The organism is Burkholderiales bacterium (assembly GCA_023511995.1).
GTDB lineage: Bacteria > Pseudomonadota > Gammaproteobacteria > Burkholderiales > Thiobacteraceae > Thiobacter.
Genome location: JAIMAL010000002.1, coordinates 20,388 through 46,194 on the forward strand (window position 1 = coordinate 20,388; position 25,807 = coordinate 46,194).

30 protein-coding genes are annotated in these 25,807 nt (G+C 66.0%); 18 read left to right on the top strand and 12 right to left on the bottom strand.

Features of this window, described 5'->3' with window-relative positions; all coding sequences use genetic code 11:
* Positions 1-14 precede the first annotated feature (14 nt).
* The 8 genes from K6T56_01555 to K6T56_01590 all read left to right on the top strand — a co-directional run bounded on the left by K6T56_01555 (position 15) and on the right by K6T56_01590 (position 7,088).
* Positions 15-827 carry a septal ring lytic transglycosylase RlpA family protein gene (locus K6T56_01555; protein ID MCL6555026.1) on the top strand — a complete coding sequence of 271 codons (813 nt, stop codon included), beginning with the start codon at positions 15-17 and terminating at the stop codon, positions 825-827.
* An 88-nt stretch (positions 828-915) separates the two neighbouring features.
* Complete coding sequence (gene mgtE, locus K6T56_01560; GenBank protein ID MCL6555027.1) at positions 916-2,358, top strand: magnesium transporter; 1,443 nt, start codon at positions 916-918, stop codon at positions 2,356-2,358.
* A 53-nt stretch (positions 2,359-2,411) separates the two neighbouring features.
* On the top strand, positions 2,412-3,812 hold the full coding sequence (locus tag K6T56_01565) for an NAD(P)/FAD-dependent oxidoreductase (GenBank protein ID MCL6555028.1): 1,401 nt from the start codon (positions 2,412-2,414) through the stop codon (positions 3,810-3,812).
* A 55-nt stretch (positions 3,813-3,867) separates the two neighbouring features.
* Positions 3,868-4,299 (top strand): nuclear transport factor 2 family protein, encoded by a 432-nt coding sequence (locus K6T56_01570; GenBank protein ID MCL6555029.1) that lies wholly within the window; start codon positions 3,868-3,870, stop codon positions 4,297-4,299.
* Between the two features lie 9 nt (positions 4,300-4,308).
* A complete protein-coding gene (locus K6T56_01575) occupies positions 4,309-4,824 on the top strand; it encodes an RNA polymerase sigma factor (GenBank protein ID MCL6555030.1) in 516 nt (171 codons plus the stop codon).
* Entirely contained in the window at positions 4,824-5,567 is a 744-nt protein-coding gene (locus K6T56_01580; protein MCL6555031.1) for an anti-sigma factor, read from the top strand. The genes K6T56_01575 and K6T56_01580 overlap by 1 nt, the downstream gene beginning before the upstream one ends.
* A 9-nt stretch (positions 5,568-5,576) precedes the next feature.
* The gene (msrP, locus tag K6T56_01585; protein ID MCL6555032.1) at positions 5,577-6,479 is read left to right on the top strand and encodes a protein-methionine-sulfoxide reductase catalytic subunit MsrP; all 903 of its coding nucleotides are present in this window, start codon (positions 5,577-5,579) and stop codon (positions 6,477-6,479) included.
* Entirely contained in the window at positions 6,480-7,088 is a 609-nt protein-coding gene (locus K6T56_01590; protein ID MCL6555033.1) for a sulfoxide reductase heme-binding subunit YedZ, read from the top strand. It begins immediately after the preceding gene.
* A gap of 66 nt (positions 7,089-7,154) precedes the next feature.
* Here K6T56_01590 and K6T56_01595 read toward each other — a convergent pair whose 3' ends face one another.
* The 3 genes from K6T56_01595 to K6T56_01605 form a co-directional block, all read right to left on the bottom strand.
* Entirely contained in the window at positions 7,155-7,793 is a 639-nt protein-coding gene (locus tag K6T56_01595) for a histone H1-like repetitive region-containing protein (protein ID MCL6555034.1), read from the bottom strand.
* Positions 7,794-8,159: 366 nt separating this feature from the next.
* Positions 8,160-9,425 carry a diaminopimelate decarboxylase gene (gene lysA / locus K6T56_01600; GenBank protein ID MCL6555035.1) on the bottom strand — a complete coding sequence of 422 codons (1,266 nt, stop codon included), beginning with the start codon at positions 9,423-9,425 and terminating at the stop codon, positions 8,160-8,162.
* Complete coding sequence (locus K6T56_01605; GenBank protein MCL6555036.1) at positions 9,422-9,535, bottom strand: lipoprotein; 114 nt, start codon at positions 9,533-9,535, stop codon at positions 9,422-9,424. The genes lysA and K6T56_01605 overlap by 4 nt, the downstream gene beginning before the upstream one ends.
* Before the next feature lie 148 nt (positions 9,536-9,683).
* Between K6T56_01605 and cyaY the strand changes: the two genes are divergently transcribed.
* Complete coding sequence (gene cyaY / locus K6T56_01610) at positions 9,684-9,998, top strand: iron donor protein CyaY (protein ID MCL6555037.1); 315 nt, start codon at positions 9,684-9,686, stop codon at positions 9,996-9,998.
* Positions 9,999-10,006: 8 nt separating this feature from the next.
* Complete coding sequence (locus tag K6T56_01615) at positions 10,007-10,579, top strand: MarR family winged helix-turn-helix transcriptional regulator (protein MCL6555038.1); 573 nt, start codon at positions 10,007-10,009, stop codon at positions 10,577-10,579.
* A 4-nt stretch (positions 10,580-10,583) separates the two neighbouring features.
* Here K6T56_01615 and K6T56_01620 read toward each other — a convergent pair whose 3' ends face one another.
* From K6T56_01620 to K6T56_01650, 7 genes are all read right to left on the bottom strand, one after another.
* Complete coding sequence (locus K6T56_01620; GenBank protein ID MCL6555039.1) at positions 10,584-11,702, bottom strand: trypsin-like peptidase domain-containing protein; 1,119 nt, start codon at positions 11,700-11,702, stop codon at positions 10,584-10,586.
* Positions 11,703-11,718: 16 nt separating this feature from the next.
* Complete coding sequence (locus K6T56_01625) at positions 11,719-12,207, bottom strand: phosphate-starvation-inducible PsiE family protein (GenBank protein ID MCL6555040.1); 489 nt, start codon at positions 12,205-12,207, stop codon at positions 11,719-11,721.
* Between the two features lie 182 nt (positions 12,208-12,389).
* On the bottom strand, positions 12,390-12,827 hold the full coding sequence (trxC, locus tag K6T56_01630) for a thioredoxin TrxC (GenBank protein MCL6555041.1): 438 nt from the start codon (positions 12,825-12,827) through the stop codon (positions 12,390-12,392).
* 27 nt (positions 12,828-12,854) lie between these two features.
* On the bottom strand, positions 12,855-14,684 hold the full coding sequence (ftsH, locus tag K6T56_01635) for an ATP-dependent zinc metalloprotease FtsH (GenBank protein ID MCL6555042.1): 1,830 nt from the start codon (positions 14,682-14,684) through the stop codon (positions 12,855-12,857).
* A gap of 9 nt (positions 14,685-14,693) precedes the next feature.
* Positions 14,694-15,638 (bottom strand): M48 family metalloprotease, encoded by a 945-nt coding sequence (locus K6T56_01640; GenBank protein MCL6555043.1) that lies wholly within the window; start codon positions 15,636-15,638, stop codon positions 14,694-14,696.
* The gene (locus tag K6T56_01645; protein ID MCL6555044.1) at positions 15,620-15,928 is read right to left on the bottom strand and encodes a chaperone modulator CbpM; all 309 of its coding nucleotides are present in this window, start codon (positions 15,926-15,928) and stop codon (positions 15,620-15,622) included. The genes K6T56_01640 and K6T56_01645 overlap by 19 nt, the downstream gene beginning before the upstream one ends.
* A 2-nt stretch (positions 15,929-15,930) precedes the next feature.
* Entirely contained in the window at positions 15,931-16,857 is a 927-nt protein-coding gene (locus K6T56_01650; protein ID MCL6555045.1) for a DnaJ domain-containing protein, read from the bottom strand.
* A gap of 177 nt (positions 16,858-17,034) precedes the next feature.
* Between K6T56_01650 and K6T56_01655 the strand changes: the two genes are divergently transcribed.
* Positions 17,035-17,538, top strand: a complete 504-nt coding sequence (locus K6T56_01655) for an Hsp20/alpha crystallin family protein (protein MCL6555046.1) — start codon at positions 17,035-17,037, stop codon at positions 17,536-17,538.
* A gap of 29 nt (positions 17,539-17,567) precedes the next feature.
* Positions 17,568-17,939 (top strand): TusE/DsrC/DsvC family sulfur relay protein, encoded by a 372-nt coding sequence (locus K6T56_01660; GenBank protein ID MCL6555047.1) that lies wholly within the window; start codon positions 17,568-17,570, stop codon positions 17,937-17,939.
* 12 nt (positions 17,940-17,951) lie between these two features.
* Here the strand turns inward: K6T56_01660 and argH are convergent, their stop codons facing one another.
* Positions 17,952-19,349 carry an argininosuccinate lyase gene (gene argH / locus K6T56_01665; protein MCL6555048.1) on the bottom strand — a complete coding sequence of 466 codons (1,398 nt, stop codon included), beginning with the start codon at positions 19,347-19,349 and terminating at the stop codon, positions 17,952-17,954.
* Between the two features lie 26 nt (positions 19,350-19,375).
* Between argH and K6T56_01670 the strand changes: the two genes are divergently transcribed.
* Together K6T56_01670 and K6T56_01675 are read left to right on the top strand one after the other, a co-directional pair.
* Complete coding sequence (locus tag K6T56_01670) at positions 19,376-20,410, top strand: histidine kinase (protein ID MCL6555049.1); 1,035 nt, start codon at positions 19,376-19,378, stop codon at positions 20,408-20,410.
* Positions 20,411-20,478: 68 nt separating this feature from the next.
* Positions 20,479-21,240: a LytTR family DNA-binding domain-containing protein gene (locus K6T56_01675; protein MCL6555050.1), complete on the top strand. Its 762-nt coding sequence runs from the start codon at positions 20,479-20,481 to the stop codon at positions 21,238-21,240.
* An 11-nt stretch (positions 21,241-21,251) separates the two neighbouring features.
* Here the strand turns inward: K6T56_01675 and K6T56_01680 are convergent, their stop codons facing one another.
* Positions 21,252-21,665, bottom strand: coding sequence for a thioredoxin family protein (locus K6T56_01680; GenBank protein MCL6555051.1), 414 nt, complete (start codon positions 21,663-21,665; stop codon positions 21,252-21,254).
* Between the two features lie 44 nt (positions 21,666-21,709).
* Here K6T56_01680 and hemC point away from each other — a divergent pair, with 44 nt between their 5' ends.
* The 4 genes from hemC to K6T56_01700 are packed head-to-tail and all read left to right on the top strand — an operon-like array spanning position 21,710 to position 25,805.
* Positions 21,710-22,780 carry a hydroxymethylbilane synthase gene (gene hemC / locus K6T56_01685; GenBank protein ID MCL6555052.1) on the top strand — a complete coding sequence of 357 codons (1,071 nt, stop codon included), beginning with the start codon at positions 21,710-21,712 and terminating at the stop codon, positions 22,778-22,780.
* Entirely contained in the window at positions 22,777-23,568 is a 792-nt protein-coding gene (locus tag K6T56_01690) for a uroporphyrinogen-III synthase (GenBank protein ID MCL6555053.1), read from the top strand. Before hemC ends, K6T56_01690 begins: the two co-directional genes overlap by 4 nt.
* Positions 23,569-23,610: 42 nt before the next feature.
* Entirely contained in the window at positions 23,611-24,639 is a 1,029-nt protein-coding gene (locus K6T56_01695; GenBank protein MCL6555054.1) for a uroporphyrinogen-III C-methyltransferase, read from the top strand.
* Positions 24,636-25,805, top strand: a complete 1,170-nt coding sequence (locus tag K6T56_01700; GenBank protein MCL6555055.1) for a hypothetical protein — start codon at positions 24,636-24,638, stop codon at positions 25,803-25,805. Before K6T56_01695 ends, K6T56_01700 begins: the two co-directional genes overlap by 4 nt.
* Positions 25,806-25,807 lie beyond the last annotated feature (2 nt).

Sequence of the window (25,807 nt, forward strand, 5' to 3'; positions counted from 1 at the left end):
CGGTGACACTGCTTTTGCTTACCGGCTGCGCCACCGCCCCCAGGCCCTCGCCATCCGCGGACGCGGTCTTTCGCGCCGAAAAACCGGTCTCCCTCCCGCAACGGGGTGGCTATTACCAGGATGATGGCCCCGGCGACAATCCGCCGGCGGATCTGGAGCGCATCCCGGATGCGGAACCGAAACCGGAACCCCTGCACCGCTTCGCCAACAACCCCTACGTTGTTCTGGGCCGCACCTATGTGCCGGATGTGAGCGGCCGGCCGTACGTGGCGGAGGGCATCGCCTCCTGGTATGGCCGCAAATTCCACGGCAAGCCCACCTCCAGCGGCGAACCCTACGACATGTATGCCATGACCGCCGCCCATCCCACCCTGCCCATCCCCAGTTATGCCCGGGTGACCAATCTGCAGAACGGCAAGTCGGTGATCGTGCGCATCAATGACCGCGGCCCTTTCCACAGCGACCGCCTCATCGATCTGTCCTACACCGCCGCCTACAAGCTGGGGTTGGTGCAAAGCGGCAGCGGCCGCGTGCGGGTAGAAAGCATCGATGCCACCACTCCCACGCAGGTGGCCGGCAAAACCACAGCCGAGCCGGAAGGCGCCTTCTGGGTCCAGCTCGGCGCCTTCAGCGTGGCGGCCAATGCCGAACAGATGCTGGGACGGCTTAAGCTTGAGCTTGCCCAACTTGCCGACCGGCTGCGCCTGGTGGATGGGGAAGGTGTGGTGCGCCTGCGCGCCGGGCCCTATGCCAGCCGCGCCGAGGCGGAGGAAGCCGCAGCCCTCGTGCGCCGGCTCACCGATCTCGCCCCCATGGTGATCCGTTAGGGGCTTTTCCTCCCCGTTTTCCCGCAGGATCACCCCTTGGCCGCAACAATCCCGGTACAATCCGGGCTTTGTTTTGTCGCGATCCCCCATGACCGTCGTCCAGGAAGGCAAACCCCACGAGCGCGTGCAGGAAGCGTTGCACGAAGTGCAGGAGCTTCTGCGCAAGGCCGAGCTCGTGGAGGGGCTCGTCCACAAACAGGACATGCGACGGCATGAGCTGGTGGAATCCCTCGTCCACAAGCAGAACCTCGCCGCCCTACAGAAAAAGCTGGACGAGCTCCACCCCGCGGATGTGGCCTATATCCTGGAGGCGCTGCCGCTTCCCCAGCGGCTCAAGGTCTGGGACCTGGTCAAGGCCGAGCGGGACGGCGAAATCCTGCTCGAGGTTTCCGATGCGGTCCGTGAAAGCCTCATCAAGCACATGGACGCGGACGAGCTGCTCGCCGCCGCGGAAACCCTGGACACGGACGAGATCGCCGATCTGGCGCCGGACCTGCCGCAGGATGTCATCGATGAGCTGCTCGCCTCCCTCGACGTCCAGAACCGGGCCCGGCTGCAGTCGGCCCTCTCCTATGAGGAGGACCGGGTTGGCGCCCTCATGGACTTCGACATGGTGCCCATCCGCGAGGATGTCACCTTGGAGACCGCGTTACGCTACCTGCGCCGGCTGAAGGAACTGCCGGACCAGACGGACAAGCTCTTCGTGGTGAACCGGGCCAATGTGCTCAAGGGGGTGTTGCCCTTGAAACGCCTGCTCACCGAAGACCCGGAAAAAACCGTCGCCGAAGTGATGGCCGAGGATGTGGTGGTCTTCCATCCGGAGGACGATGCCCGTGAGGCGGCCCAGGCCTTCGAACGCTATGACCTGGTGACGGCGCCGGTAGTGGATGCCGAGGGCCATCTCATCGGCCGCCTGACGGTGGATGCGGTGCTCGACTTCATCCGCGAGGAATCGGAAGCCGAGAAACTCAGCCTGGCCGGTCTGCGCGAGGAGGAGGACCTGTTCGCGCCGGTGTGGAAGAGCGTGCAGAACCGCTGGACGTGGCTTGCCATCAATCTCGTCACCGCCTTCGTCGCCTCCCGCGTGATCGGGCTGTTCGAGGGCACCATCGAGAAGCTGGTGGCCCTGGCCACCTTGATGCCCATCGTCGCCGGCATCGGCGGCAATTCCGGCAACCAGACCATCACCATGATCGTGCGCGCCATCGCCCTCGGTCAGGTCCAGGAGGAGAGCGCACGCAAACTCCTCTTCAAGGAACTGGGGGTGGCGCTGGTCAACGGCCTGTTGTGGGGATCGGTGATCGGGCTGATCGCCTGGTGGCTCTACGACAACGTGGCCCTGGGGCTGGTGATGACCGCGGCCATGACCTTGAACCTGCTGCTTGCCGCCACCATGGGCGTGCTCATCCCCCTGGTGATGCAGAAGCTGGGGCGTGACCCGGCGGTGGGATCCAGCGTCATGATCACCGCCATCACCGACAGCGGCGGCTTTTTCATTTTCCTCGGCCTCGCCACGCTCTTTTTGTTGTAAAGTCAGACAATCCGCAACAGGCAGAAGGGGACCCCCGGGGGCGGCATCGAACCATGCACTACGACCTGATCGTGATCGGCTCCGGGCCGGGGGGATACCGGTCCGCCATGCTCGCCGCCCATCACGGCCTCAAGGTCGGTATCGTGGAAAAAGGGGAATGGGGCGGTTGCGGCCTCAACCGCGGCTGTCTGCCCAAAAACGACTGGCACCACACCGCCAAACTCATCGCCGCCGCCCGCGGCTTCGCCCGCCGGGGCATTCAGGGCTCCCTCTCCATCGATCTCGCCGGCGCCTGGGAGCACCAGAAAAAACTCACCCGCGCCGTGCGCGAAACCTACATCGGCCAGATGAAGCGGCTGGGCATCGACGGCTTCGCCGCCACCGCCTCCTTCGTCGATCCCCACACCATCAGCCTGGATGGGCGCGACCGCCTCACCGCGCGTCATTTCGTCATCGCCACCGGTTCCACCCCTTACGTTCCCAAACCCTTCTTCATCACCGAACAGCGGGTGCTCACCACAGACGAACTCTTCAGCCAGCCTCCGCCGCCGGGGCGCCGGGTGGCCATCGTCGGTTCCGGGGCGGTGGCCACCGAATTCGCCTTCATCCTCAGCATGCTGGGCCGCGAAGTGGTGTGGGTGGCGCAGAACAAGCCCCTCGTCAACTCTCGTTTTTCCGCCGAAGCCCTGCAGCAGCTCTACGATCGTCTGCGGCGACACGGCATTGAAGCCCGGGTGGGGGCACGACCGGAAGCGGTGGAGATGCCTCCGGAAGGTGTGCGGCTGATCCTGGAGGGGGGTAACGATTCCGTGGTGGCGGACTGGGTGCTGCTGGGCACCGGGCGCCGTCCCCACACCTCGGGACTGGCGCTGGATGCCGCCGGTGTCAGCACCGACAGCAAGGGTTTCATCAAGACCAACGAGTTCCTCGAAAGCTCGCAGCCCCACATCTATGCCGTCGGCGATGTGGTCAATCCCCGGATGAGTGCCAATCAGGCCCTGGCCGATGCGGCAGTGGCCGTTGCCAACATCTTAAGCCCCCGCTCGCGGACCCAGGATCGGCGCGCCGTGCCGGAGGTGATTCATTCGGCCCTGGAGCTGGGGCGCATCGGCCATACCGTGGGGAATGGAGAGGGTACGATGACTGCCACTTCCGCCTTTGCCGTCAACGTGCGGGCCATGAGCGAGGATGATGGCGACGGCTTCGTGCGTCTCATCGTCGATGCGAGGACGGGTGCCCTGACCGGCGCCGAGGTGGTGGGGGCGGAGGCGGCAGAACTCATTCACCTGCTGGCCGGCCGCTTGCACGAGCCCAATGCCCTGCGCGCTTTCGCCACCACCTTCTATGGCTACCCGACGCGGGCGGAGAGCATCTACCAGGCGGCGCAAAGCCTCATGGCCCAGCTCAAGGCGGCGGATTGCAGCGGCCGCGAGGCCAACTCCCCCCGGGAATAAAACCCCGCCTCGCCCTGTTTGCTCCGGTGTCACCCACCCGAAAAGGAGCAATGCCATGAGACACACCCTTCCTCTCGTTTTCTTTGGCGTCTTTTCGCTTACCGCCCACGCCGGGCCGGCGGATGATGCGCGCGCCCACTTCGAGGCCATTGGAGCCGGCCAAGTGGAGACCCTCATGGCCCACTACGCGCCGGAGGCCACTTTCCAGTGGGTGGGCGGTCCCCTGGACGGCGCCTACAGGGGCGTTGAGCCCATCCGCGAGGTCTGGTCCAAATTCGTGAAAAACGGGCCCTACGCGGTGCGGGTTGCCCAGGTGGAGGAATCGGCCAATGACAAAGGGGCGACCGTCACCGCCAATGTAGAGTTTTCCGGCAAGAATACGGTCAAGGTGCGCTACGTCCTCGTCTTCCGGGGCGGTAAGGTGGTCAACGAAGTATGGCAGATCGATCCGCGGCTCAGTTTCGGCAGCGGCTACAAGCCCTATTGAGAGGGGGCGGTGGAGCTTGGCGCGCGCCTCGCGGAACACATCCCCCGTCTGCGCCGCTATGCGCGGGCGCTCACGGGGGATGCGGCGCGCGCGGACGATCTGGTGCAGGACACCCTGGAGCGGGCGCTGCGTAAACTCGCCCTCTGGCGCCCCGGCTCTGATCTGCGGGCGTGGTTGTTCACCCTCATGCACAACGTGTACATGAACCAGGTGGCAGCCGGCCGGTATCCCCTTGAGGAGTGGAATGGGGAGGCCAGCGAAGGGCCGCAGCCCGGCATCCCTCCCGCAAGCCCCCAGGAGGAAGCGCTGAGACTGCGGGATCTTGCCCGGGGTCTGGCGCGTCTTCCCCCGGAGCAGAGGGAGGTGCTGCTGCTGGTGGGCCTGGAAGGGCTGCGCTACGAGGAGGTGGCGAAAATTCTTGGCATACCCACGGGCACGGTGATGTCCCGCCTGAGCCGGGCACGGCAGCGGTTGCAAAGTCTCATGGAAGGCGAGCGCGGGTTGAACTTGCGCCGCGTCAAGTGATGGACGACATCAGCGAAGCGGATCTGCACGCCTACGTGGATGGGGAGCTCGATCGGCACCGGCGCCGCGAGGTGGAAGCCCATCTCGCCCGCCACCCGGAGGCCGCCCGCCGCGTGGCCACCTGGCAGGCCCAGAAAGAAGGGTTGCACGCCCTCTTCGATGGCGTGTTGGCGGAACCCCTGCCCCCCGCCCTGGAGTTCGCTTGCCGCAGGAACAGGGAAAAGCGACTTTGGGGGGCGATCGCTGCGGGCCTGTGGCTTGCGCTGGGTGTCCTTGTCGGCTGGTTTGCCCGGGGCGAAAGCCCCACGCCAAGCCTGGCAAGCCTCCCCCAGGAGGCCGCCGTGGCCCACGTGGTGTATGCGCCGGAGGTCATGCATCCGGTGGAAGTAGGCGCCGCGGAAGAGGCGCATCTTGAGAAATGGCTCTCCCGGCGCCTCAACACCCCCCTCAAGGTGCCCGATCTCACCGCCACCGGCTTCAAGCTTTTGGGCGGGCGGCTGCTGCCGGCGACGGAAGGACCGGCGGCCCAGTTCATGTACCAGGATGCGCAGGGCAGACGCCTGACCCTCTATGTGCGGGTGCTGGCGGCCGCGGCCAAGGAGACGGCCTTCCGCTACGATCATCGGGATGGCGTCGGTGTCTTCTACTGGGTGGATGGGGGTCTGGGCTTCGCCCTCTCGGGGGAACTGGAGCGGCCCCAGCTGCTCGCGGTCGCCGAGGCCGTCTACAAGCAACTCGATTGAAGGATCGCCATGGGACACGACATTCCCCCCTCGGAAATCACCCCACCCGATGTCTTCCGCAACCGGCGCCGTTTCCTCCTCGCCGGGGCGGCGACGCTGGCCGGTCTCGCGACGTCCGCGCAGGCAAGGCTTGCCGCCCGCCCCAGCAGTTATTCGACGACGGAGCCCCTCACCCCCTATCGGGAGGTGACCACCTACAACAACTTTTATGAGTTCGGCACGGGGAAGGAGGACCCCGCCGCGCGCGCCCACACCTTGATCACCCGCCCCTGGACGGTGAGTGTGGAGGGCCTGGTGCACAAACCGCGCATCTGGGACGTGGAAGCGCTTTTGCGCTTTCCCCTGGAGGAGCGCATCTATCGGCTGCGTTGTGTCGAGGGCTGGTCCATGGTCATCCCCTGGATCGGCTTTCCCCTTGCCCGTCTCATCCGGGAAGCGGAACCCATGGGCTCCGCCCGCTATGTGGAGTTCATCAGTCTCCACGACCCGCGGCAGATGCCGGGTCAGCGTCTGCCCCTCCTCGACTGGCCATATCGCGAGGGGCTGCGCCTCGACGAGGCCCTGCATCCCCTCACCCTGCTGGCGGTGGGCCTGTACGGGGAGCTTTTGCCCAACCAGAACGGCGCGCCCATCCGCCTCGTGGTGCCGTGGAAATACGGTTTCAAGAGCGCCAAGTCCATCGTCCGCATCCGTCTTCAGGAACATCAGCCGGTCACCACTTGGATGCGTGCCGCCCCGGACGAATACGGTTTCTATTCCAATGTGAATCCGGCGGTGGATCATCCCCGCTGGAGCCAGGCGCGGGAACGGCGCATCGGGGAATTCCACAAACGGCCCACCCTCCCCTTCAACGGCTATGGGGAGCAGGTGGCCCACCTCTATGCGGGCATGGACCTGCGGAAGTTTTTCTGAATGGGCGTGCCCGCGTCGGCAGCGGCGCTGGTCGCCGCTTCCTGGTTCAAGCCCCTGGTCTTCTGCGCCACCCTGCTGCCCCTGGCAAGGCTCGTGGTGCTCGCCAAGCTGGACCGCCTGGGAGCCAACCCCATCGAGTTCGTCACCCACTCCACCGGCACCTGGACACTGGTGTGGCTGCTGGCCACCCTCGCCCTCACGCCCCTGGCCCGGCTCACGGGTATGGCCCAGTGGCTGCGCCTGCGCCGCCTGCTGGGTCTTACGGCCTTCTTTTACGCCAGCCTCCACCTGCTCACCTATCTGTGGTGGGATCAGTTCTTCGACTGGCGGGAAATCTGGCGGGATGTGGGCAAAAGGCCCTTCATCACCGCCGGCATGACCGCCTACGCCCTGATGCTGCCCCTGGCCGCCACTTCCACGGACGCCATGATGCGTTGCCTGGGCCGCCAGTGGCGGCGGCTGCACCGCCTCGTCTATGTCGTGGCCGCGGCGGGCTGCCTCCATTACCTGTGGCTGGTGAAAAAGGACGCAACCCAACCCCTCTTCTATAGCGCGCTGCTCGCCCTGCTTCTCGCCGCGCGCCTGTTGCCCCCGCGCCGGAGGGGGTAAGCAGCCGGGAGCCTGAATAAAAAAGCGGGTGGGGAAACCCCACCCGCCGGAGGGACAGAATGCCGCTTACTTGAGCAGCGAAGCCACCGTGGCCATCGGCTTCGGGATCACCGGAGCGATGGGCGCCGCAGGAGCCGCAGCAGGCGCCGGAGCGGGCGCTGCAGGTTTCGGCGCGGCTTTCTTGGCGGCGGGTTTCTTCGCCGCCGGCTTCTTGGCGGCCGGCTTCTTGGCGACCGCCTTCTTCGCCGCGGGTTTCTTCGCCGCCGCTTTCTTCGCGGCCGGCTTCTTGGCGACCGCCTTCTTCGCCGCGGGTTTCTTCGCCGCCGCTTTCTTGGCGGCCGGCTTCTTCGCCGCGGCTTTCTTGGCGGGTTTCTTTGCCGCGGCCTTCTTCGCCGCGGGTTTCTTCGCCGCCGCTTTCTTCGCGGCCGGTTTCTTGGCAGCCGCCTTCTTCGCCGCTGGCTTCTTCGCGGCCGGTTTCTTGGCAGCCGCTTTCTTGGCGGCGGGTTTCTTCGCGGCGGCCTTCTTCACCGCAGGTTTCTTGGCGGCCGGTTTCTTGGCAGCAGCTTTCTTGGCTGCGGGCTTCTTGGCGGTCGCCTTCTTCGCTGCGGGTTTCTTGGCTGCCGCTTTCTTGGCGGCGGGTTTCTTGGCCGCAGGCTTGGCAGACGAACCACCCGCTGACGCCGCGGCCATTTCCAGTGTTGCCATGGTCGAACTCCTTTCCATAACGTTAAGGGTTGAAACCGGCGAGGCCTCGCGACCACGCCACCCGGCGGCCGACGGCTCCCAATTGACTCACGCGCAACTCTTTCCTTTCGTGACTCAGTTGAAAGTTTCGCCACCGCCTGGTGACGCGAAATTTAGGGCAGCCCTCCCCCACACACAAGCGTTGTCAACGCAAAGCCGCGTTTTTTCGCGGTATTCTCCGGGGTCCAAATCATTTGGTCGCGACTCGAAACCAATTTCCGGAGCCCCGCGTCTTGTGCAAAGCAAGCACTGGCGCGGCTTCTGGCGATTGGTATCGAGTCGATTCTTTTATCGCCAGAAAAAATAATTTTCGCGGGTGCAGCGGGGTCAACCGGCATCCGCCCCATCCGCGGGCAGCCGGTGTTCCAGGGCGTAGAGTGAAGGGACGGTCTCCCGCTCCCGGATGAGGAAGACCCGCTGGCCGCTCACCATGACCTCGGCGGGCCGGGGGCGGCTGTTGTAATTGGACGCCATGCTCATGCCGTAAGCCCCTGCCGACATGATGGCGAGGAGATCGCCGGCCTTGAGGGCGAGGCTGCGCTCCCGCCCCAGGAAGTCGCCGCTTTCGCAGACGGGGCCGACAATGTCCCAAGTGCAAGGCGGCCCATCCCCCGGCACCACGGGGAGGATGTCATGCCAGGCATCATAGAGGGCGGGGCGCATGAGGTCGTTCATGCCCGCATCGACGATGGCGAAATTGCGCGCCGGACCCGGCTTGAGATACTCCACCCGGGTGAGCAGGACACCGGCATTGCCCACCAGCGCCCGCCCCGGCTCCAGAAGCAGCTTGAGCCGGCGGCCGGCGAGGCGTTCGGCCACACGCTGCGCGTATTCCCGGGGATCGGGCGGCGTTTCGTCGCGATAGCGGATACCTAGGCCGCCGCCCAGGTCCAGGTGTTCCGGGTGAATGCCTTCCGCCGCCAGTTGGTCCACGAGTTGCAGCACGCGGTCGAGGGCATCGAGGAAGGGCCCAAGTTCGGTGATCTGGGAGCCGATGTGGCAGTCGATGCCCCGCACCTCCAGATGGGGCAGCCCTGCTGCCCGGCGGTAGAGGTGGAGGGCCTGCCCGTAGGGGATGCCGAATTTGTTTTCCCTAAGGCCGGTGGAAATGTAGGGGTGGGTTTTCGGGTCCACGTCCGGGTTGACCCGCAGGGACACCGGCGCCCGCCGTCCCATCGTCCCCGCCACGGCATTCAGGCGATCGAGCTCGGCTTCCGATTCCACGTTGAAGCAGAAAATGCCGCAGGAAAGCGCCAGCCGCATTTCCGCTTCCGTCTTGCCCACCCCGGAGAAGACGACCTTGGCCGGGTCTGCCCCGGCGGCGCGCAGCCGCTGAAGTTCACCCCCGGAAACGATGTCGAAGCCCGCACCCCGGCGGGCAAGAAGGTCGAGGATGGCCAGATTCGGGTTGGCCTTGACGGCGTAACAGATGAGATGGGGCAGGGCGGCGAAGGCATCCTCGAAGCTCTCCCAGGCGGATTCGAGGGCGGCGCGGGAATAGACGTAACAGGGTGTGCCGTACTGGGCGGCGATGCGGGCAAGGGGCACGTCTTCCACGCAGAGCCCCTCCTCCCGGTACTGAAACGGATTCACTTGGTTTCCTGGGAAGACGACTTGCGGGAATCGGTGGCGGGTTTGTCCGGCAGATAGAGGGGACCCTTCACGCCACACCCTTGCAGGGCGAAGGCGAGCACCAATATCATGGGGACAAGCCGGAAAACGAATGGCGACATGGTCAAAGCCCGGGCAGGCGCGGGCATCTTAGCATGAAAGCGCGCGATGCGTTCCTCCTGCCCCACACGGGGCCTTGCGCAACCTGGCCGCGCCTGCCCCCAAGAACGGGGAAAAACAATGACGGAGACGGAATTCAATCAACTGGTGGATGAGACCCTGCGCCGCATCGAGGCGGCAATCGAGGCAAGCGGCGCCGACATCGAATATGAAACCACGGCCGGCATCCTCACCCTGGAATTCGCCGACGGCAGCAAAATCGTCATCAACCGCCAGAGTGCCCATCAGGAGCTGTGGGTGGCGGCCCGCGCCGGGGGCTTTCATTACCGCTGGCAGGATGGGGCCTGGCGCAATACCCGGGATGGCTCCGAGCTCTTTACTGGTCTTTCCGAGTGGGTGAGTCAGCAGGCGGGTGAGAGGGTACACCTCGCCTGAAGGCCTTCATGCGCCGCAGCGCCTTCAATCTCCTCGAACTCACGGAGCGGCTTGGCAACCTCATCCGCGCCGAGATGCGTCGCCTGGGCGCCGCCTACAAGCTCCATCCCGTCCACCTGCAGGCATTGAGCTATCTGCGCCAGGCCAACCGCTACAGCAACACGCCCCAGGCCATCAGCGAATATCTGGGGCTCACCAAGGGCACCGTGTCCCAGAGCCTGCTGCTCCTCTACCGCAAGGGGCTGGTGACCCGTTACGTGGACCAGCACGACAAGCGGGTGGTGCGCCTCAAGCTCTCGGCGGCAGGCCGCCGGCTGATGAAGGAGGCCCAGCTCGCGCCGGTCTGGCAGAGCGCGGCGGCCAACATCAGCCCCGCCCGCACCCGCACCACGGTGCTGGTTTTGCAGGAGACCTTACGCAATCTGCAGGCCATGCACCAGGAACGCACCTTCGGTGTGTGCAACACCTGCCGTCACCTGCAGCGGGAAAGCGCCCGTATCTACCACTGCGGGCTCACCGGCGACCGTCTTAGCGTGCCGGAAACGCGTCAGATTTGCCGCCTGCACGTGCCCCACGCCTGACGGCTCAACTGCCCGCCATGAGGGTGACCTGCACCTCCACCGGTTTGCCCTGTCGCAGCAGACGCAGGGTGACCACCTCGCCCACCTGGTGATCGTCGAGTCGGGAGAAGAGCTCGCCCACGCTGCGCACCGGCTTGCCGTTCACCGCCTGGATCACATCCCCTGGAATGAGGCTGCCGTCCGGCGCGATGCGGGCGGGTTGCAGTCCCGCCTGGGCGGCGGGGGAGTCCGGCAGCACCTGCAGGATCACCACGCCCTCCACCCCCAGAAGCCGCGCAAGCCGCGCATTGAGCGCTTCATCCACGGCGATGCCCAGCGCCGGCCGGATGTAGCGTCCCTTGGCGATGAGCTGGGGCACCACCCGGTTGACGGTATCCACCGGCACGGCAAAACCAATCCCGGCAAAAGCCCCGCTGGGGCTAAAGATGGCGGTGTTGATGCCGATCAGGCGGCCCGCCGAATCCAGGAGGGGCCCGCCGGAATTGCCCGGGTTGATGGCCGCATCGGTCTGGATGAGATGGTCGATGGTGCGCCCGCTTTCCGTCCCCAGGGAACGGTCGAGGGCGGAAACGATGCCGGTGGTGAGTGTCCAGTCCAGGCCGAAGGGATTGCCGATGGCAAACACCTTCTGCCCCACCTTCAGGTCATGGCTGGTGCCAATGGGCACCGGCGGCGGCCGCTTGAAGCCGACACCGATACGCAGCACGGCGATGTCGTGGGGCGGGGAAGCACCCACCAGGGCGGCGCGGAAGCTGCGCCCGTCGGCGAGCCGTACGGTGGCCTCGGAGGCCCCCTCGATGACATGGAAATTGGTGATCACGTGCCCGGCATCATCCCAGATGAAGCCGGAGCCGGTACCCCGCGGCACGGTGAACACATTGCGGGTCCAGGCATCCATGACGGTGGCGCGGGTGCTGATGTACACCACGCTGTCCTTGGCCCGTTCGAAAATCTCGATGGTAGCCTTCTCGTCCGCGGCGAGGTCGCCGCGCGCCGTCACCGCGCGGGGCCTGGCATCGGGACTGGGGGTGGCTACCCATGGCGGACCGCCCTGCCAGAGGGTGAAGAGGAGCAGCACGCCCACGGCGATCCACAGCAGCGTGCCAAGACTACGCAAGGACATGGGGACTCCTTTCTCTTCAGCGCGCGTTGGCCGATGTAGCCCGCGCCGCGGCCTCGTCCCGCTCCCGCATGAGCCAGTAGACGATACCCAAAGCCAGCGTGGCACCGGCCAGCGCCGCGATCTTGCCTGGGCTCGCCTCGGGGTCGAGGATGACGAACTTGCGGGAAAGGGCGATGAGACCGATGAGCACCACCGTCTTCACCTGGATGATGCTGTCCCGGCGCAAGGCCACCTTGATGATGGAATGCTTGAATTCCATGGCGATGAGCAAGGTCATGATGGCGCCGAAGACGGTCTGGAAAACGGCGTGGTCCAAGGGATTGAAGGCATCCACCCACAAGAGGGTGAACACCAGGCGGATGAGCTGGATCATGGAGATGACCACGATCACGGCGATCACAGCGGAAAGAATGAGGGCGATCACCTCCTCGAAGCGCTCGTAAAAACTCATCACCGCCCAGTTCTCGCGCAGGGTCTGGAACATGCGGGGTCGTCGCGGCGTCATGCAACCTCCATGGGGGAAGAAGGGTGAAGGGGCGATTGTAGCGCCTCCCGGAGGGTGGTGATGATGCCATCGGTGCCTTCGGCATCGATGCCGCTGGTGAGCAGGGCCCGCTCGGCGAGCGCCAGCCCCGCCGCCAGCAGGACGAGGGAGAAGGAAAAGAGATCCTGCAGAAAGGGCGCCGCTCAACCCAGGTGCGCCCTGACCCAGCGCACGATGTCCTGCGCCCCCATGGCCCCTGCCTGTCGCGCCACTTCCCGCCCGCCGCGGAAGAGGGCCAGGGTGGGGATGCTGCGAATGCCAAATTGGGCGGCAAGCGCAGGTTCGGCTTCGGTATCCACCTTGGCTACACGCACGTGGGGCTCCAGAAGCCGCGCGGCCTGTTCGAACTGGGGGGCCATCATCCGGCAAGGCCCACACCAGGGCGCCCAGAAATCCACCAGCACCGGGATGTCGCTGCGCTCGATGTGCTTGGCGAAGGTCGCGGTGGTGAGGGCCACGGGATGCCCCGTGAAAAGGAATTGGTGACACTTGCCGCAATGGGGCTGCTCGGACAGGCGGGCGCCGGGCACACGGTTGACGGCCTGGCAGTGGGGACAGACGATGTTCAGGGTTTCACTCACGATGATTCTCCAAAGCCAAAAACTTCCTCAAGCGGAGGCCGCGGGTTTTTTCAGATCCCGGGTGAGCTCCCGGATGGCGGCTTCATCCAGGGTCTCCCGACCAAGTAATTCCTGGGCGCAGCGGTCCAGCACCGCCCGGTTGTCGGCGAGGATGCCGTAGGCCCTGGCGAACACCCCCATGATGATGGCGCGCACCGCGGCATCGATGCGCGCCTGGGTGGATTCCGCCACCCGGCAACCGCCAGCGGCCATCTCCGGCACATCGAGGAAACGGGGCCGTTGGGCTTCGAAGGCGATGTAGCCCAGATCCTCGTCCATGCCATAGCGGGTAATCATGTCGCGGGCGATGTCGGTAGCCTTGGCCAGGTCGTCGGCGGCACCCGTGGACAGTTCCCCGAAGACGAGCTTCTCCGCCGCCCGCCCCCCCAGCAGAACGGCGATCTTGTTTTCCAGCTCCTGGCGGGTCATGAGATAGCGGTCCTCCGTGGGGCGCTGGATGGTGTAGCCGAGGGCCCCCACACCGCGGGGAATGATGGAGACCTTGTGCACCGGATCGGTCCCCGGCAGCGCCAGCGCCACCAGGGCATGGCCCATTTCGTGATAGGCGACGGTCTTGCGCTCCCGTTCGTTGAGGACACGGTTTTTCTTTTCCAGCCCCGCCACGATGCGCTCGATGGCAGCGGTGAAATCGGCAAGCTCCACCGCTTCGGCCTTGCGCCGGGTGGCCATCAGGGCCGCCTCATTGACCAGGTTGGCGAGATCGGCCCCGGAAAACCCGGTGGTCAGCGCCGCCACCTGCTCCAGATCCACATTGGGGGCGAGCTTGATTTTCTTCACGTGCACCTTGAGGATGTCAAGGCGCCCCTTCTTGTCCGGGCGATCCACCAGCACCTGCCGATCGAAGCGGCCGGCGCGCAACAGCGCCGGATCGAGAATCTCGGGCCGGTTGGTGGCAGCGAGGATGACCAGTCCCACCGAGGAGTCGAAACCATCCATTTCCGTGAGGAGCTGGTTGAGGGTCTGCTCCCGCTCGTCATGGCCGCCGATGGGCCCCGCCACACCCCGCGCCCGCCCCAGGGCGTCGAGCTCGTCAATGAAGATGATGGCCGGCGCCTTCTCCCGCGCCTGTTCGAAGAGGTCACGCACCCGCGCCGCCCCCACGCCGACGAACAGCTCCACGAACTCGGAGCCGGAGATGGAAAAGAAGGGCACCCCCGCCTCGCCCGCCACCGCCTTGGCCAGCAAAGTCTTGCCCGTGCCCGGCGGGCCGACGAGGAGCACTCCCTTGGGAACCCGCGCCCCCAGCCGGCCGTATTCTTGGGGGTTCTTGAGGAAAGCCACCACCTCGGCGAGCTCCGCCTTGGCCTCGTCCACCCCGGCCACGTCATCGAAGGTCACCCCGGTGTTCTTCTCCACGTAGACGCGGGCGCGGCTCTTGCCAATGGTCATGAAGCCCCCCATGCCCTGCTTTTCCGCAAACTTGCGGAAAAGGAAGAACCACACGGCGAAGAAAATCACCGCCGGCAGCACCCAGGACAGCAAATCCCGCAGGAAAGTGCTCTCCACCACGCGGGTGTAGGGCACACCGAAGCGGGAAAGCCGCTCCGCCAGCTCGGGCTCCACGCGGTTGGCGACGATGATGGTCTTGCCCCTGGCGTCCGGCGCCTTCAGGCGGCCGGTGAGCAGCTTGTCGGTGATGGTCACCTCGGCCACCCGCCCTTCCTTCAGGGCCTGCTCGAATTCGCTGTAGGGAACGGGCTCCACCGTGCGCGCGGTCTGCCACCAGCTTTGCAGCATCAGCAGCAGAAAAACGGCGGTGATCCAGTAGATGAGGTTCCACTGCGTCTTCTGTTCCATGACGTGCTCCTAGTACCAGAATCCCAGAGGGTGCCAGCGGGGACGGCGGTCCAGGGCCTGCGGCCCCTGCCAGGGCGCCTCGCCCCCTTGCGCGTGGGCGTCCAAGGCCCGCAGGCGGGCAATGCGTTCCTCCGTGGCGGGATGGGTGCGCAACCAGGAAGGTTCCGGATTGCCCCAGCCCGGCATGAGCCACGCCCGCCAGCTTCGGCTCACCCGCTCGATCTTCGCCAGCGCTAAGGCAAGCCCCGCGGGATCCCCCGTCAGCTGCGCCGCCACCCTGTCCGCATCGAACTCCCGCACCCGCGACAAACCGAGCTGCGCCAGAAGGGCAAGCTGCGGCGAGATAAGGAGCAGGAGCAGTCCCCCCCAGCGAATCTCCGTCACGCCCATCAGCCACGCCGGCAGGGAAAAGAGAAGCAGCATCTGCGCCACCAGCGCAAAGAGGGCGGTGAGCCGGCTCACGTAATCGGCAAGCCCCATCACCCGCAGATCATCCTGGGTGATGTGGGCGATCTCGTGGGCCAGCACCCCCCTCAGCTCCCGGGGGGATAGGTTTTGCAAAAGCCCATCGGTGAGGACGATGGCCGACTCGCTGCGACTGCCCACGGCAAACGCGTTGACGAGCGGACTTGCCACCCGGTAGAGCCGGGGCGGGGCGGGCAATCCCGCCCGCCGGGCCAACTCGTTGGCAAGCGCAGTAGCCGCCGGGATTCCCTCCAGGGGCCGCGCACCATAAAGGCGCAGGGTCAGCCGCGCGGTGGCCGCCGGCTCCATGGCCAGCGCCACGACAGAGGCCACGAGGGCAGTGATGAGGCCATCCCGCCCCAAGAGGAGCCAGCCGGCGCCGCCGGCAATGGCGAAAAGGACGCAAACCAGCAGCAGACTCTGCAGCCGGTTGACCGCGGCGTGGCGGCGCCAGAGGTCGTCCTCTCCCCTCACCACTCGCCCAGGCAACGCAAGCGGCGGCGTAGCTGGTCCGTTTCCTCGAGAAGGTCGGCCACCAGCGCAGCCAGCTCCGGCACCGCATCGAAGTCCCGCTCCAGTTGGCGCATGCGCCGGGCGCGCAGGACCGCCTCTTCCGTGAAGCGCCACACCCCGCCCACGCTTTCGGCATGGGGGAAAAGCCCGGCCTCCAGGTGGGCGAGCAGCCAGTCGGTTTCCACGTCGCAGGCAGCGGCCACCTGTTCCAGGGTCAGCCAGCTTTCGGAAAGCAAGGTTCCGATCAGCACGTCCTCATCGCTCATCATCACCTCCCGGCTCGCGGGTCGAAGTGGAGCTCCCGCGCCATGGTTTCATAAAGTTCCTTCGCCCGCGGCGTATCCGCCGGCGGCAGCACGACCTGCAGGTTGAGGAGCAAATCCCCGGGCGGCTCGGAGGGAATGCCCTTGCCCCGCACCCGCAACTGTCTGCCCGATTGCGCGCCCGGGGGGATGCGCACTTTCACCACGCCATCGGGGAGAGCAACGGGAATCACCGCGCCCAATGCGGCCTCCCAGGGCGCCACCGGCAGTTGCATGATGAGGTCGCGCCCCTGCACCTGGAAGCGGGGGTCCGGATGGAAATGGACCTCCAGCAAAAGGTCGCCCGGGGGCCCACCGGCGAGCCCCGGCGCCCCCTGACCCGCGAGGCGGATGATCTGCCCCTCGCGCACCCCCTTGGGAATCTTCACATTGAGGGTGCGGGTGTCGAGGGTGAGCCGGCCGTGGGCATCGAGGCGCGGCACGCGCAGGGTGAGGGTGCGCGTTGCCCCGGTGAAGGCGTCGCGCAAATCCAGATAAACCTTGGCGTAGTGGTCCTCGCCATGGCTGCGGAAGCCGCGGGCACGCCCGCCCAGGCCGCCAAACAGCTGGGAGAAGAAGTCGGAAAACTCCGCAGCCTCGTGGGGCGAAAACCCATGGGCGGAAAACTCGAAGCCCGCATCCCAGCCGGGCGGGGGACGAAATTCCTCACCGGGGCGGAAGCCTTTGGCAAGCTCATCATAGGCAGCCCGCTTTTCCGGATCGGAGAGCACCGCGTAGGCCTCGTTGATTTCCTTCATGCGCTGCTCGGCGTCGGGCTCCTTCGACACGTCCGGGTGATACTTGCGGGCGAGCTTGCGGAAGGCCTTCTTGATTTCATCCGCCGTGGCATCGCGGGATACGCCAAGCACCTCGTAGTAGTTCTTGAATTCCATGCCTTGTCCTTATGGGATGGCGTCGCGGCAGTGATGGGAATTGGGGGCGAAATGGCAGCGATCAAGGGGAAGCCGGATACTTGAAGCTGACACGCGGTGCCCGCAACTATTTTTTACAGCCTTCGCCATTTCCTGCTTTAATTCAGCATAGGATACTTGCAAACAAGGGGATCGGCCATGAAACTCGCAAGCCTCAAAGACGTGGGGAATCTCTGGGACAGCGTCACCGAAGGGTGGCGGCATCTGTGGGAATCGGCGCGGGGGGCGCTCACGCGCTTCCGGCCGGGGGAGAAGACCAATCTGCCCAAGCCGGAGGAGGTGGACGACGAGTCCTTTGCCCTCGGCTTCGGCTGGGCCATGCTGGGCGGCGAAGTGTTCGAGGACGACACACGGCTCGTGGTGCGGCTCGAGTTGCCGGGCATGGACAAAAACGACATCAATCTCGAGGTGGAGGGGGACAGCCTCATTGTCTCCGGCGAGAAACGCTTCGAGCGCGAGTCCACCGAGGGCCGCTGGCACACCCTGCAATGCGCCTATGGCAGCTTCCGCCGCGTCATCCCTCTGCCAGTGCCCGTGAAGACGGAAGAGGCGCGGGCGAGCTACCGCAATGGCGTGCTGCGGGTGGAGCTGCCCAAACGGGAGCCCGGCCGGCGCAGCGGACGATCCATCCCCGTTGAATGATTCCTGCAACCCGGAAGAAGGAGCTTGCCATGACCCACAACCCCATCCTGGATGCCGTGCAAGGCAAAGTGATCGTGCGCAACCATTACGGCGAACTGGTGGAGCTCGACGAATGGTCCCCCGACATCGCGCGCAAAATCGCCGCGGAGGAGGGGCTCACCCTGACCGATGAGCACTTCCAGGTCCTCAACTTCCTGCGCGATTACTTCATCAACCAGAACGGCAGCACCGAGGATGCCCATCAGATCCTGCGTTCCACGGAGGAATACTTCGCCGACAAAGGGGGACGGCGCTGGCTCTATCAGCTCTTCCCCCGCGGCCCCATGGTGCAGGGGATGAAAATCGCGGGACTGCCCGTACCACCCCACGCCACCGACCCGTCCTTCGGCTCCGTGAGCTGAAGAGGCTAACGCTCAAGCGCCGGCGAGGCGTGAACGGGCGCGGGCGATGGCGCGCCGCACCGCTTCCGGTGCGGTGCCGCCAATGTGATTGCGTGCGGCGAGTGACCCTTCCAGGGTCAGCACCCCATAGACGTCTTCGCCAATCAAGGGGGAGAACTGCCTGAGTTCGGCAAGGCTGAGATCAGCGAGATCGCAGCCCTTCGCCTCCGCATGGCGCACTGCGCGCGCCACCGCCTCGTGGGCATCGCGGAAGGGCATGCCCTTTTTCACCAGATAGTCGGCAAGATCGGTGGCGGTGGCGAACCCCTCCCGCGCGGCCTTGCGCATGGCGTCCCGGTTGACGGTGATGCCCCCCATCATGTCGGCAAAGAGGGTGAGCGCATCCAAAAGCGTGTCCACCGTGTCGAAAAGGGGCTCCTTGTCCTCCTGGTTGTCCTTGTTGTAGGCGAGGGGCTGCGCCTTCATCAGGGTAAGGAGGGCCATCAGATGGCCATAGACGCGCCCCGCCTTGCCGCGCACGAGTTCCGGCACGTCCGGGTTTTTCTTCTGGGGCATGATGCTGGAGCCGGTGCAGAAACGGTCGGCCAGGCGGATGAAGCCGAAGCGGGGGCTCATCCAGAGGATGAGCTCTTCCGCAAGCCGCGACAAATGCATCATGACGAGGGCGGCGGCGGCCGTGAATTCGATGGCGAAATCGCGGTCCGACACCGCGTCCAGGGAGTTCTCGCACACACCCTCGAAGCCCAGCAGTTCCGCCACCCGTTCCCGCCGGATGGGATAGGTGGTGCCGGCAAGCGCCGCCGCGCCCAGAGGCAGCCGGTTGACCCGCCGTCGGCAATCGGTGAGGCGCTCGGCATCCCGCGCAAACATCTCCTGGTAAGCCAGCAGATGATGGGCAAAGGAAACGGGCTGCGCCACCTGCAGGTGGGTGAAGCCCGGCATGATGGTCTCCGTGTGTCCTTCGGCGAGATCGAGGAGGGCGCCCTGCAGCCGGCGCAGAGCGGCAAGCAGCCGGTCTATGGCATCCCGCAGGTAGAGGCGGACATCGGTGGCCACCTGATCGTTGCGGGAACGGGCGGTATGCAGCCGTTTGCCCGCCTCGCCGATGAGATCGGTAAGCCGGCGCTCGATGTTCATGTGCACGTCTTCCAGGTCCACCGACCAGGGGAAGGTGCCGGCCTCGACCTCTTCTCGGATGCGCGCCATCCCCGTCTCGATGGCGGCCAGATCGGCAGCGGAAAGCACCCCCACTTCATGGAGCATGCGCGCGTGGGCGAGGGAGCCCTGGATGTCGAAGGGGGCCAGCCGGCGGTCGAAGTGGACCGAAGCGGTGAACCGTTTCACCAGCTCGTCCACCGGCTCGGAAAACCTGCCGGACCAGCCGCCGGTGGGGGATTTTTCTTCTTGCATCAAGGATATGCCTTAACCACAATAGGATGGTGGCAAGTATAAATCATCCGCCTGCGGTCACGCTGCCCAATTTCGCCAACCTGGGCGTGATCCTGCGCATTCTTGTGCTCAGCAATCTCATGGGGCTGGGCGCTGCCCTGATCATGGCACCGACCCTGGACAAGACCGGCCAGACGCTGCAGGAGGTGGCCGTGCATCTGCAGCCGGTGGTGCTGGCCGCCATCGGTTTGTTGTGGGCTGCCCACTCCCTCCTTGAGCGTCTGCCCTACCGCTGGGGGCTTGTTGTCGTGACGGCGCTCGTCATGCTGCTCAGCCTCGCCAACGAAGCACTGCTTGCCCATCTCTTTCCCTCGAGCGAGCCTGCCTTCGGCCGCGCCCTGGTTCTGGCCCTCATGGGGATCATCCCCGTTCTCGTTTATTTCCACATGCGCGCGCGCATCCTCTCGCCGGCGGTGACCGAGGCGCGACTTGCCGCGCTGCAGGCGCGCATCCGTCCCCATTTCCTCTTCAACAGCATCAATGCGGTGGCAAGCCTGCTGCGCTCCGACCCCAAACGTGCGGAACGGGCGTTGCTGGACATGGCCGACATGTTCCGCGTCCTCATGGGCAATAACCGGGAACTCGTGCCCCTGGAGCGGGAGCTTAACCTGAGCTGGCAGTATCTGGAACTGGAGCAGTTGCGTTTGGGCGACCGCCTCAAGGTCATCTGGCACATCGACAAGATGCCCAAGGATGCCCTGGTACCGCCCCTGATCCTGCAGCCCCTCCTGGAAAACGCCGTCTATCATGGGGTGGAACCGGTGGCCGAGCCCGGCGAGATCGTCGTGAACATCTACCGCCACCGGGATCAGGTACACCTGGTGGTGAAAAACCCCTGCCCGCCTTCCGGCAGCCAGCATGCGGGTAACCGCATGGCCACCCAGAACATCCGCGAACGCCTGGCGCTGCACTTCGACGCCGAGGCCAGCATGAAGGCGGAACGGGTGGGCGACACCTATCTGGTGCACATCATCATGCCCTACACCCGGGCGAAGGCGCAGGGCAGGGTGCGGCGATCATGATCGCAACTTCAACCGCGCCCCCGGCACAAGGGGCAGGGGACGCGGAAGACAAAGGGAGCACAAGGCGGATGCGGGTGCTGCTGGTGGATGACGAGGCGCCGGCGCGGGCGCGGCTCAAGGACCTCATCGCCGACCTGGCCGCCACCCTGCCCGTGGAGGTGGCGGGGGAGGCGGCGACCGGCCGCGAGGCGCTCGCCGCCGTCTGCGCCCTCAAGCCGGATGTGGTGCTCCTCGACATCCGCATGCCGGATATCGATGGCATCGAAACGGCGGAGCATCTCCTCAAACTGGAACAGCCGCCGGCGGTGATCTTCACCACCGCGTACGATGGCTATGCCTTACGCGCCTTCGAGGTGAATGCCATCGACTATCTGCTCAAGCCCGTGCGCGAGGAACGCCTCGCTGCTGCGCTGCAAAAGGCCCGGGCCCTCACCACCCATCGCCTCGAGGCCCTGAAGGCGGCAGCAGGACATGCGCGCACCCATCTCGCCATCACCGACCGCGGCCGCATCATCCTCGTGCCCCTAACGGAAGTGATCTACCTCAAGGCGGAGCTCAAATACGTCACCGTGCGCACCGCTGCCAAGGAATATCTCCTCGAGGAATCGCTGACGCGCCTCGAGCAGGAATTTTCCGGCCGCTTTATTCGCATCCATCGTAACTGCCTGGTGGCGCGGGACCACGTGGCCGGCTTCAAACGGGTGCACGGCGGCGAGGAGGAGGGCGAGCACGCCGGCAGTGGCTGGGTGGTGATGTTGACGGGCGTGCCGGAAACGCTGCCGGTCTCCCGCCGGCAGCAGCACGTGATCCGGGAATTCAAGAACGGCTAAAGCGCCTGGGTTCAGTTGGCGGCGGTGCGGCCTTCCGCCCGGACGCGGGCGGCCGCGGAATGGATGGCTTCGTCCAGGGGTCCGCCGTAGAAATCCGGATTGGCGATGCCCACCAGGGGCAGCGCAATCTCGCGACCGCGGGGGTCGAGGAACTTCACCGTTGGTGTGACGCTCACCTGGTGGCGGGCGGCGAATTCGGCATGGGTGGTGGGACGGCCATCGAAATCGACAAGCCGCATGGCGCTGCCGGCGTCGATTTCCACCATCACCACCTTGTCGTCGTAGTCGGCGTTGCGGGTGGTGGGGATGAGAAAATCCTGCCGCACCTGGGCGCAGTAATGACAACCCGCCGAGCTGAAAAGAATGAGGATGGCGGCGCGGCGGCTCGCCGCCTCGCGCGCCACCTTGGTGAGGTCGCGCGCCATCGGCAGAACACCCCGCTCCACTGCTGCGGCCGGGCCCGCCAGCCATGCTAGAATGCCGGCCAGAAGGATCAGCCGGAACGTGTCGACGCGCGTTCCCCAGGTCTTCATCTGCTTGTCTCCGTTCATCGCCCGTTGTCCTGAGTCTCTCTTTTTTCGGTATTGTTCCGTCGCGCCCCAAGGAGACCATCATCAGCGAACTGATCATCGCCTCCCGGGAAAGCCCCCTTGCCCTCTGGCAGGCCCGCCATATCCAGGCGCAACTTGCGGCATTATACCCGGATTGCCGGATTTCCATCCTGGGCATGACCACCACCGGCGACCAGATCCTCAACGCCCCCCTGGCCAAAATCGGCGGCAAGGGTCTGTTCGTGAAGGAGCTGGAGGTGGCCATGCAGGAGGGGCGGGCGCATCTTGCGGTGCATTCCATGAAGGACGTCCCCATGGTGCTGCCGCAAGGCTTCGTGCTCGCCGCCATCGGCGCCCGCGAAGACCCCCGGGATGCCTTCGTCTCCAATGACTATGGGCACCTGCGGGAGCTGCCCCCCGGCGCGCGGGTGGGCACCTCCAGCCTGCGCCGGCAGGTGCAGCTCAAGGCCCGCTATCCCCATCTGGCGATCGAGCCGCTGCGGGGCAACGTGCAGACGCGCCTGAAGAAGCTGGACGAAGGGCGCTATGCCGCCATCATCCTCGCCGCGGCGGGCCTGAAGCGGCTGGGGCTTGCCCACCGCATCACCGCCTTCCTCGCCCCGGAGGAAAGCCTGCCGGCGGTGGGACAGGGTGCGCTGGGGATCGAGTGTCTGGCGGCGCGCCAGGATGTGGTGGAGAAAATGCTGCCCCTCAACGATCCGGCCAGCGCCGCCTGCGTGACGGCGGAGCGGGCGGTCAGCCGCCGCCTTGCCGGCAGTTGCCAGACCCCCCTGGGCGCCTACGCCACCCTCGCCGGCGACCGGCTGACCCTCACCGCCTTCGTCGCAGACCTGGAAGGGCAGCGCTTCGTCGAGGACAGACTCGAAGGCGCCGTCGAAGACGCCGAGCGGCTGGGGGTCGCCCTCGCAGAAAATCTGCTGGCCCGCGGCGCCGACCGCATCCTCGCGGAACTCGGAGTGCTGCCGTGAGCACGCCCCCCCTGGCCGGCCTGGGCATCCTGGTCACACGCCCGGCCCATCAGGCGAAAAATCTCGCCCGTCTCATCCGCGAGGCCGGGGGACGTCCCATTCTCTTTCCCGTGCTGGAAATCGTGGACGTGCCGGAGCTGGGGCCGCTGCTTTCGCTCATCGACCGTCTCGCCACTTTCGATCTGGCCATCTTCATCAGCCCCAATGCGGTGGCCAAGGCCATGAACCTCATCGCCGCGCGGGGTGGACTGCCGCCGGGCCTTGCCGTCGCGGCGGTGGGCCAGGGCAGCGCCCGGGCGCTCCGGGAGCGGGGCGTGACCTCGGTCATCGCCCCCAGCGGACGTTTCGACAGTGAGGCCCTGCTCGCTCTGCCGGAATTGGCGCAGATGCAGGGTCGCCGCGTGGTGATCTTCCGCGGCGAAGGGGGAAGGGAACACCTGGCCGAAGTCCTGCGCCAGCGGGGCGCCCAGGTGGAATACGCGGAATGCTACCGCCGCAGCCGGCCCAACGCGGACAGCACACCGCTTTTGCACCTGTGGGCACGCAACGAACTCAATGCCATCACCGTCACCAGTGCCGAAAGCCTGCACAACCTCTTCGAGATGGTGGGTCGTCTGGGCCAGCAATGGATGAAAAACACCCCCCTCTTCGCGCCGCACCCGCGCATCGTCGAGGCCGCGCGCGCCCTGGGACTCAGCCGGACATTCGTCACCCCCCCGGGCGATGAGGGTCTCGTCGCCGGGCTCATCGCCTGGCGCCGGAGCGAAGCGGATGCCCCCGCCCCTTGAAGATCCGCTGCCCGCTCTGCCACCATCCAGTAGAATGCCCCGATGAGCGAAATGCCCGATAGTCTCCCCGTCTCGCCTCCCCGCCGGCGGCTTTTCACGGCCTCCCGGCTCCTTGCGCTGCTGGCCATCCTGGCGGCGCTTGGCGTATGGCTCTACACCATGCGCCAGGTGCATAGCTTGGAAGCCGAGCTCGCCAAGCGGCTGTCCGAATTCGACACCCGCAGCAGCGAAAGCCGGCTCCTCGCCCGTCAGGCCCAGGAAGCCATGCGGGAGCTGACGGTGCGCCTCGGCGTGCTGGAACAGAAACTCCAGGAATCCCAGGACCAACAGCTCGCCCTGGAAGCCCTCTACCAACAACTGGCGCGGGGCCAGGACGAGGCTACCCTGGCGGAAATCGAGCAGCTCGTCTATTTCGCCAGCCAGCAACTGCAACTGTCGGGCAACGTCAAGGCGGCGCTCATCGCCCTGCAGACCGCGGAAAGCCGCTTGAGCCGCGCCGACAAACCCCAGTTCCACAATCTGCGCAAGGCGATCGCCAAGGACATCGACCGTCTGCGCGCCTCGCCCGCGGTGGATGTCACCAGCCTCGCCCTGCGCCTTGACGAGCTCATCGAAGCCGTGGATCGCCTGCCCCTCTTCCCGGCACCGGCGAAAACCCCGGCAGCAGGGGCGAAGACGCAGAAGGTGGAGGAGGTGTGGTGGAAGCGCATCGCCGCGGAAGCATGGTCGGATTTCACCCAGCTCATCCGCATCCAGGACACCGGCCGCATGGAGGTTCCCCTGCTGCCCCCGGAGCAGGCCTACTATGCGCGGGAAAACCTGAAACTGCGCCTGCTCACGGCGCGCCTTGCCCTCTTCCACCATGATGAAGCCAGCTACCGCCGCGACCTGAAAGCCGCCCAGGCGTGGCTTGCGCGCTATTTCGATACCCAGGACAAGGAAGTGCGGGCGACCGCGGCACTTTTGCGCCAGTTGGCGGAAAGCCCGGTGCGCGTGGACGTGCCGGACATCGCCACAAGCCTTGCCGCGGTGCGCAACTTCAGACTGACGCAGGAACGGGGCGCGCGGTGAAGGCTCTGACCTGGTTTCTGGCGGTCGTCGGGCTGGCCATCGCCCTCGTGCTGGCCATCAAAACCAACGTGGGCTATGTGGTGGTGGTCTATCCCCCCTACCGCATCGACTTCTCCCTCAATTTCCTCATCCTCGCCCTCGTCGTGGGCTTCGTCCTCCTCTACGCTGCGGTGCGGGTGGCGGTGCACACCTGGCGGCTGCCGGCCTATGTCCGCCGCTTCCGGCGGGAGCGGCAGCGGGAGAAGGCGCGCCGCGCCACCTTGGAGGCGCAGCTTGCCTTCGCCGAGGGTCAATGGGCCAAAGCGGAACGCCTTGCCGTGCAGGCCATGGAAATGGGCGAGGCCTTGCTCCTCAATGCCCTCCTCGCCGCACGCGCCGCCCATGCCCAACGCAACTTCCAGGCCCGGGATGTCTATCTCGCCCGCGCCGCCGAGGTAAGCCCCAAGGAGGCCACCGCGCGGCTCATGACCCAGGTGGAACTGCTCTTGGATGCGCGGCAGGCGGAGGCCGCCTTGCCCCTCATCGAAGAGCTGAAGGCCCTCGCCCCCCGCCACCTTGGTGTGCTGCGGCTTGACCTCAAGGCGCAGCAGCTCATGAAGAACTGGGACCAGGTGCTGGTCCTGGTGAGCCATCTGGAAAAACGGGGCGCCATGGAGGCCACCCAGGCACAACAGCTCGCCCTCCATGCCCACCTGGAAAATCTGAAGCGCAAAGCCCACAACCCCGACGCCCTGCAGAGCTACTGGGCCCGCATGGCGCCGGAATTCCAGCAGCATCCCCAGATCGCCGCCTCCGCGGCGCGCCTTTTCCTCGCCCTCGGCGGCAGTCGCCAGGCACGGGAGATCATCGAACAGAGCCTGGAAAAACAGTGGGACAGCGCCCTCGTCGCCCTCTATGCCGAGTGCGCAGACCGCGACGTCATCAGGCAAATCGAACAGGCAGAGAAATGGCTGCCCGCGCACCCCCACGACCCCGCCCTCCTCCTCACCCTGGGCCGTCTGTGCGCGGCGCAGGAACTGTGGGGCAAGGCGCGTTCCTACATCGAAGCCAGCCTCGCCGTGGAACCCACCCGGGAAGCCCACCTCGCCCTCGCGGAACTCCTGGAACGCATGAACCTGCCGGACGAAGCCTGCCGCCACTACCGCGAAAGCCTCAAGCTCCCGTAAGG

Coding starts and splice junctions, on each gene's coding strand:
- K6T56_01580 (MCL6555031.1), top strand. CDS start 4,824: ATGGACGACATCAGCGAAGCGGATCTGCACGCCTACGTGGATGGGGAG.
- mgtE (MCL6555027.1), top strand. CDS start 916: ATGACCGTCGTCCAGGAAGGCAAACCCCACGAGCGCGTGCAGGAAGCG.
- argH (MCL6555048.1), bottom strand. CDS start 19,349: ATGCAAGAAGAAAAATCCCCCACCGGCGGCTGGTCCGGCAGGTTTTCC.
- K6T56_01695 (MCL6555054.1), top strand. CDS start 23,611: ATGAGCGAAATGCCCGATAGTCTCCCCGTCTCGCCTCCCCGCCGGCGG.
- hemC (MCL6555052.1), top strand. CDS start 21,710: ATGCTAGAATGCCGGCCAGAAGGATCAGCCGGAACGTGTCGACGCGCG.
- K6T56_01595 (MCL6555034.1), bottom strand. CDS start 7,793: ATGGCAACACTGGAAATGGCCGCGGCGTCAGCGGGTGGTTCGTCTGCC.
- K6T56_01565 (MCL6555028.1), top strand. CDS start 2,412: ATGCACTACGACCTGATCGTGATCGGCTCCGGGCCGGGGGGATACCGG.
- K6T56_01655 (MCL6555046.1), top strand. CDS start 17,035: ATGAAACTCGCAAGCCTCAAAGACGTGGGGAATCTCTGGGACAGCGTC.
- cyaY (MCL6555037.1), top strand. CDS start 9,684: ATGACGGAGACGGAATTCAATCAACTGGTGGATGAGACCCTGCGCCGC.
- K6T56_01670 (MCL6555049.1), top strand. CDS start 19,376: ATGGTGGCAAGTATAAATCATCCGCCTGCGGTCACGCTGCCCAATTTC.
- K6T56_01590 (MCL6555033.1), top strand. CDS start 6,480: ATGGGCGTGCCCGCGTCGGCAGCGGCGCTGGTCGCCGCTTCCTGGTTC.
- K6T56_01650 (MCL6555045.1), bottom strand. CDS start 16,857: ATGGAATTCAAGAACTACTACGAGGTGCTTGGCGTATCCCGCGATGCC.
- K6T56_01625 (MCL6555040.1), bottom strand. CDS start 12,207: ATGACGCCGCGACGACCCCGCATGTTCCAGACCCTGCGCGAGAACTGG.
- K6T56_01675 (MCL6555050.1), top strand. CDS start 20,479: ATGCGGGTGCTGCTGGTGGATGACGAGGCGCCGGCGCGGGCGCGGCTC.
- K6T56_01570 (MCL6555029.1), top strand. CDS start 3,868: ATGAGACACACCCTTCCTCTCGTTTTCTTTGGCGTCTTTTCGCTTACC.
- msrP (MCL6555032.1), top strand. CDS start 5,577: ATGGGACACGACATTCCCCCCTCGGAAATCACCCCACCCGATGTCTTC.
- ftsH (MCL6555042.1), bottom strand. CDS start 14,684: ATGGAACAGAAGACGCAGTGGAACCTCATCTACTGGATCACCGCCGTT.
- K6T56_01680 (MCL6555051.1), bottom strand. CDS start 21,665: ATGGCGCGCGACCTCACCAAGGTGGCGCGCGAGGCGGCGAGCCGCCGC.
- K6T56_01605 (MCL6555036.1), bottom strand. CDS start 9,535: ATGATATTGGTGCTCGCCTTCGCCCTGCAAGGGTGTGGCGTGAAGGGT.
- K6T56_01660 (MCL6555047.1), top strand. CDS start 17,568: ATGACCCACAACCCCATCCTGGATGCCGTGCAAGGCAAAGTGATCGTG.
- K6T56_01615 (MCL6555038.1), top strand. CDS start 10,007: ATGCGCCGCAGCGCCTTCAATCTCCTCGAACTCACGGAGCGGCTTGGC.
- K6T56_01620 (MCL6555039.1), bottom strand. CDS start 11,702: ATGTCCTTGCGTAGTCTTGGCACGCTGCTGTGGATCGCCGTGGGCGTG.
- K6T56_01645 (MCL6555044.1), bottom strand. CDS start 15,928: ATGAGCGATGAGGACGTGCTGATCGGAACCTTGCTTTCCGAAAGCTGG.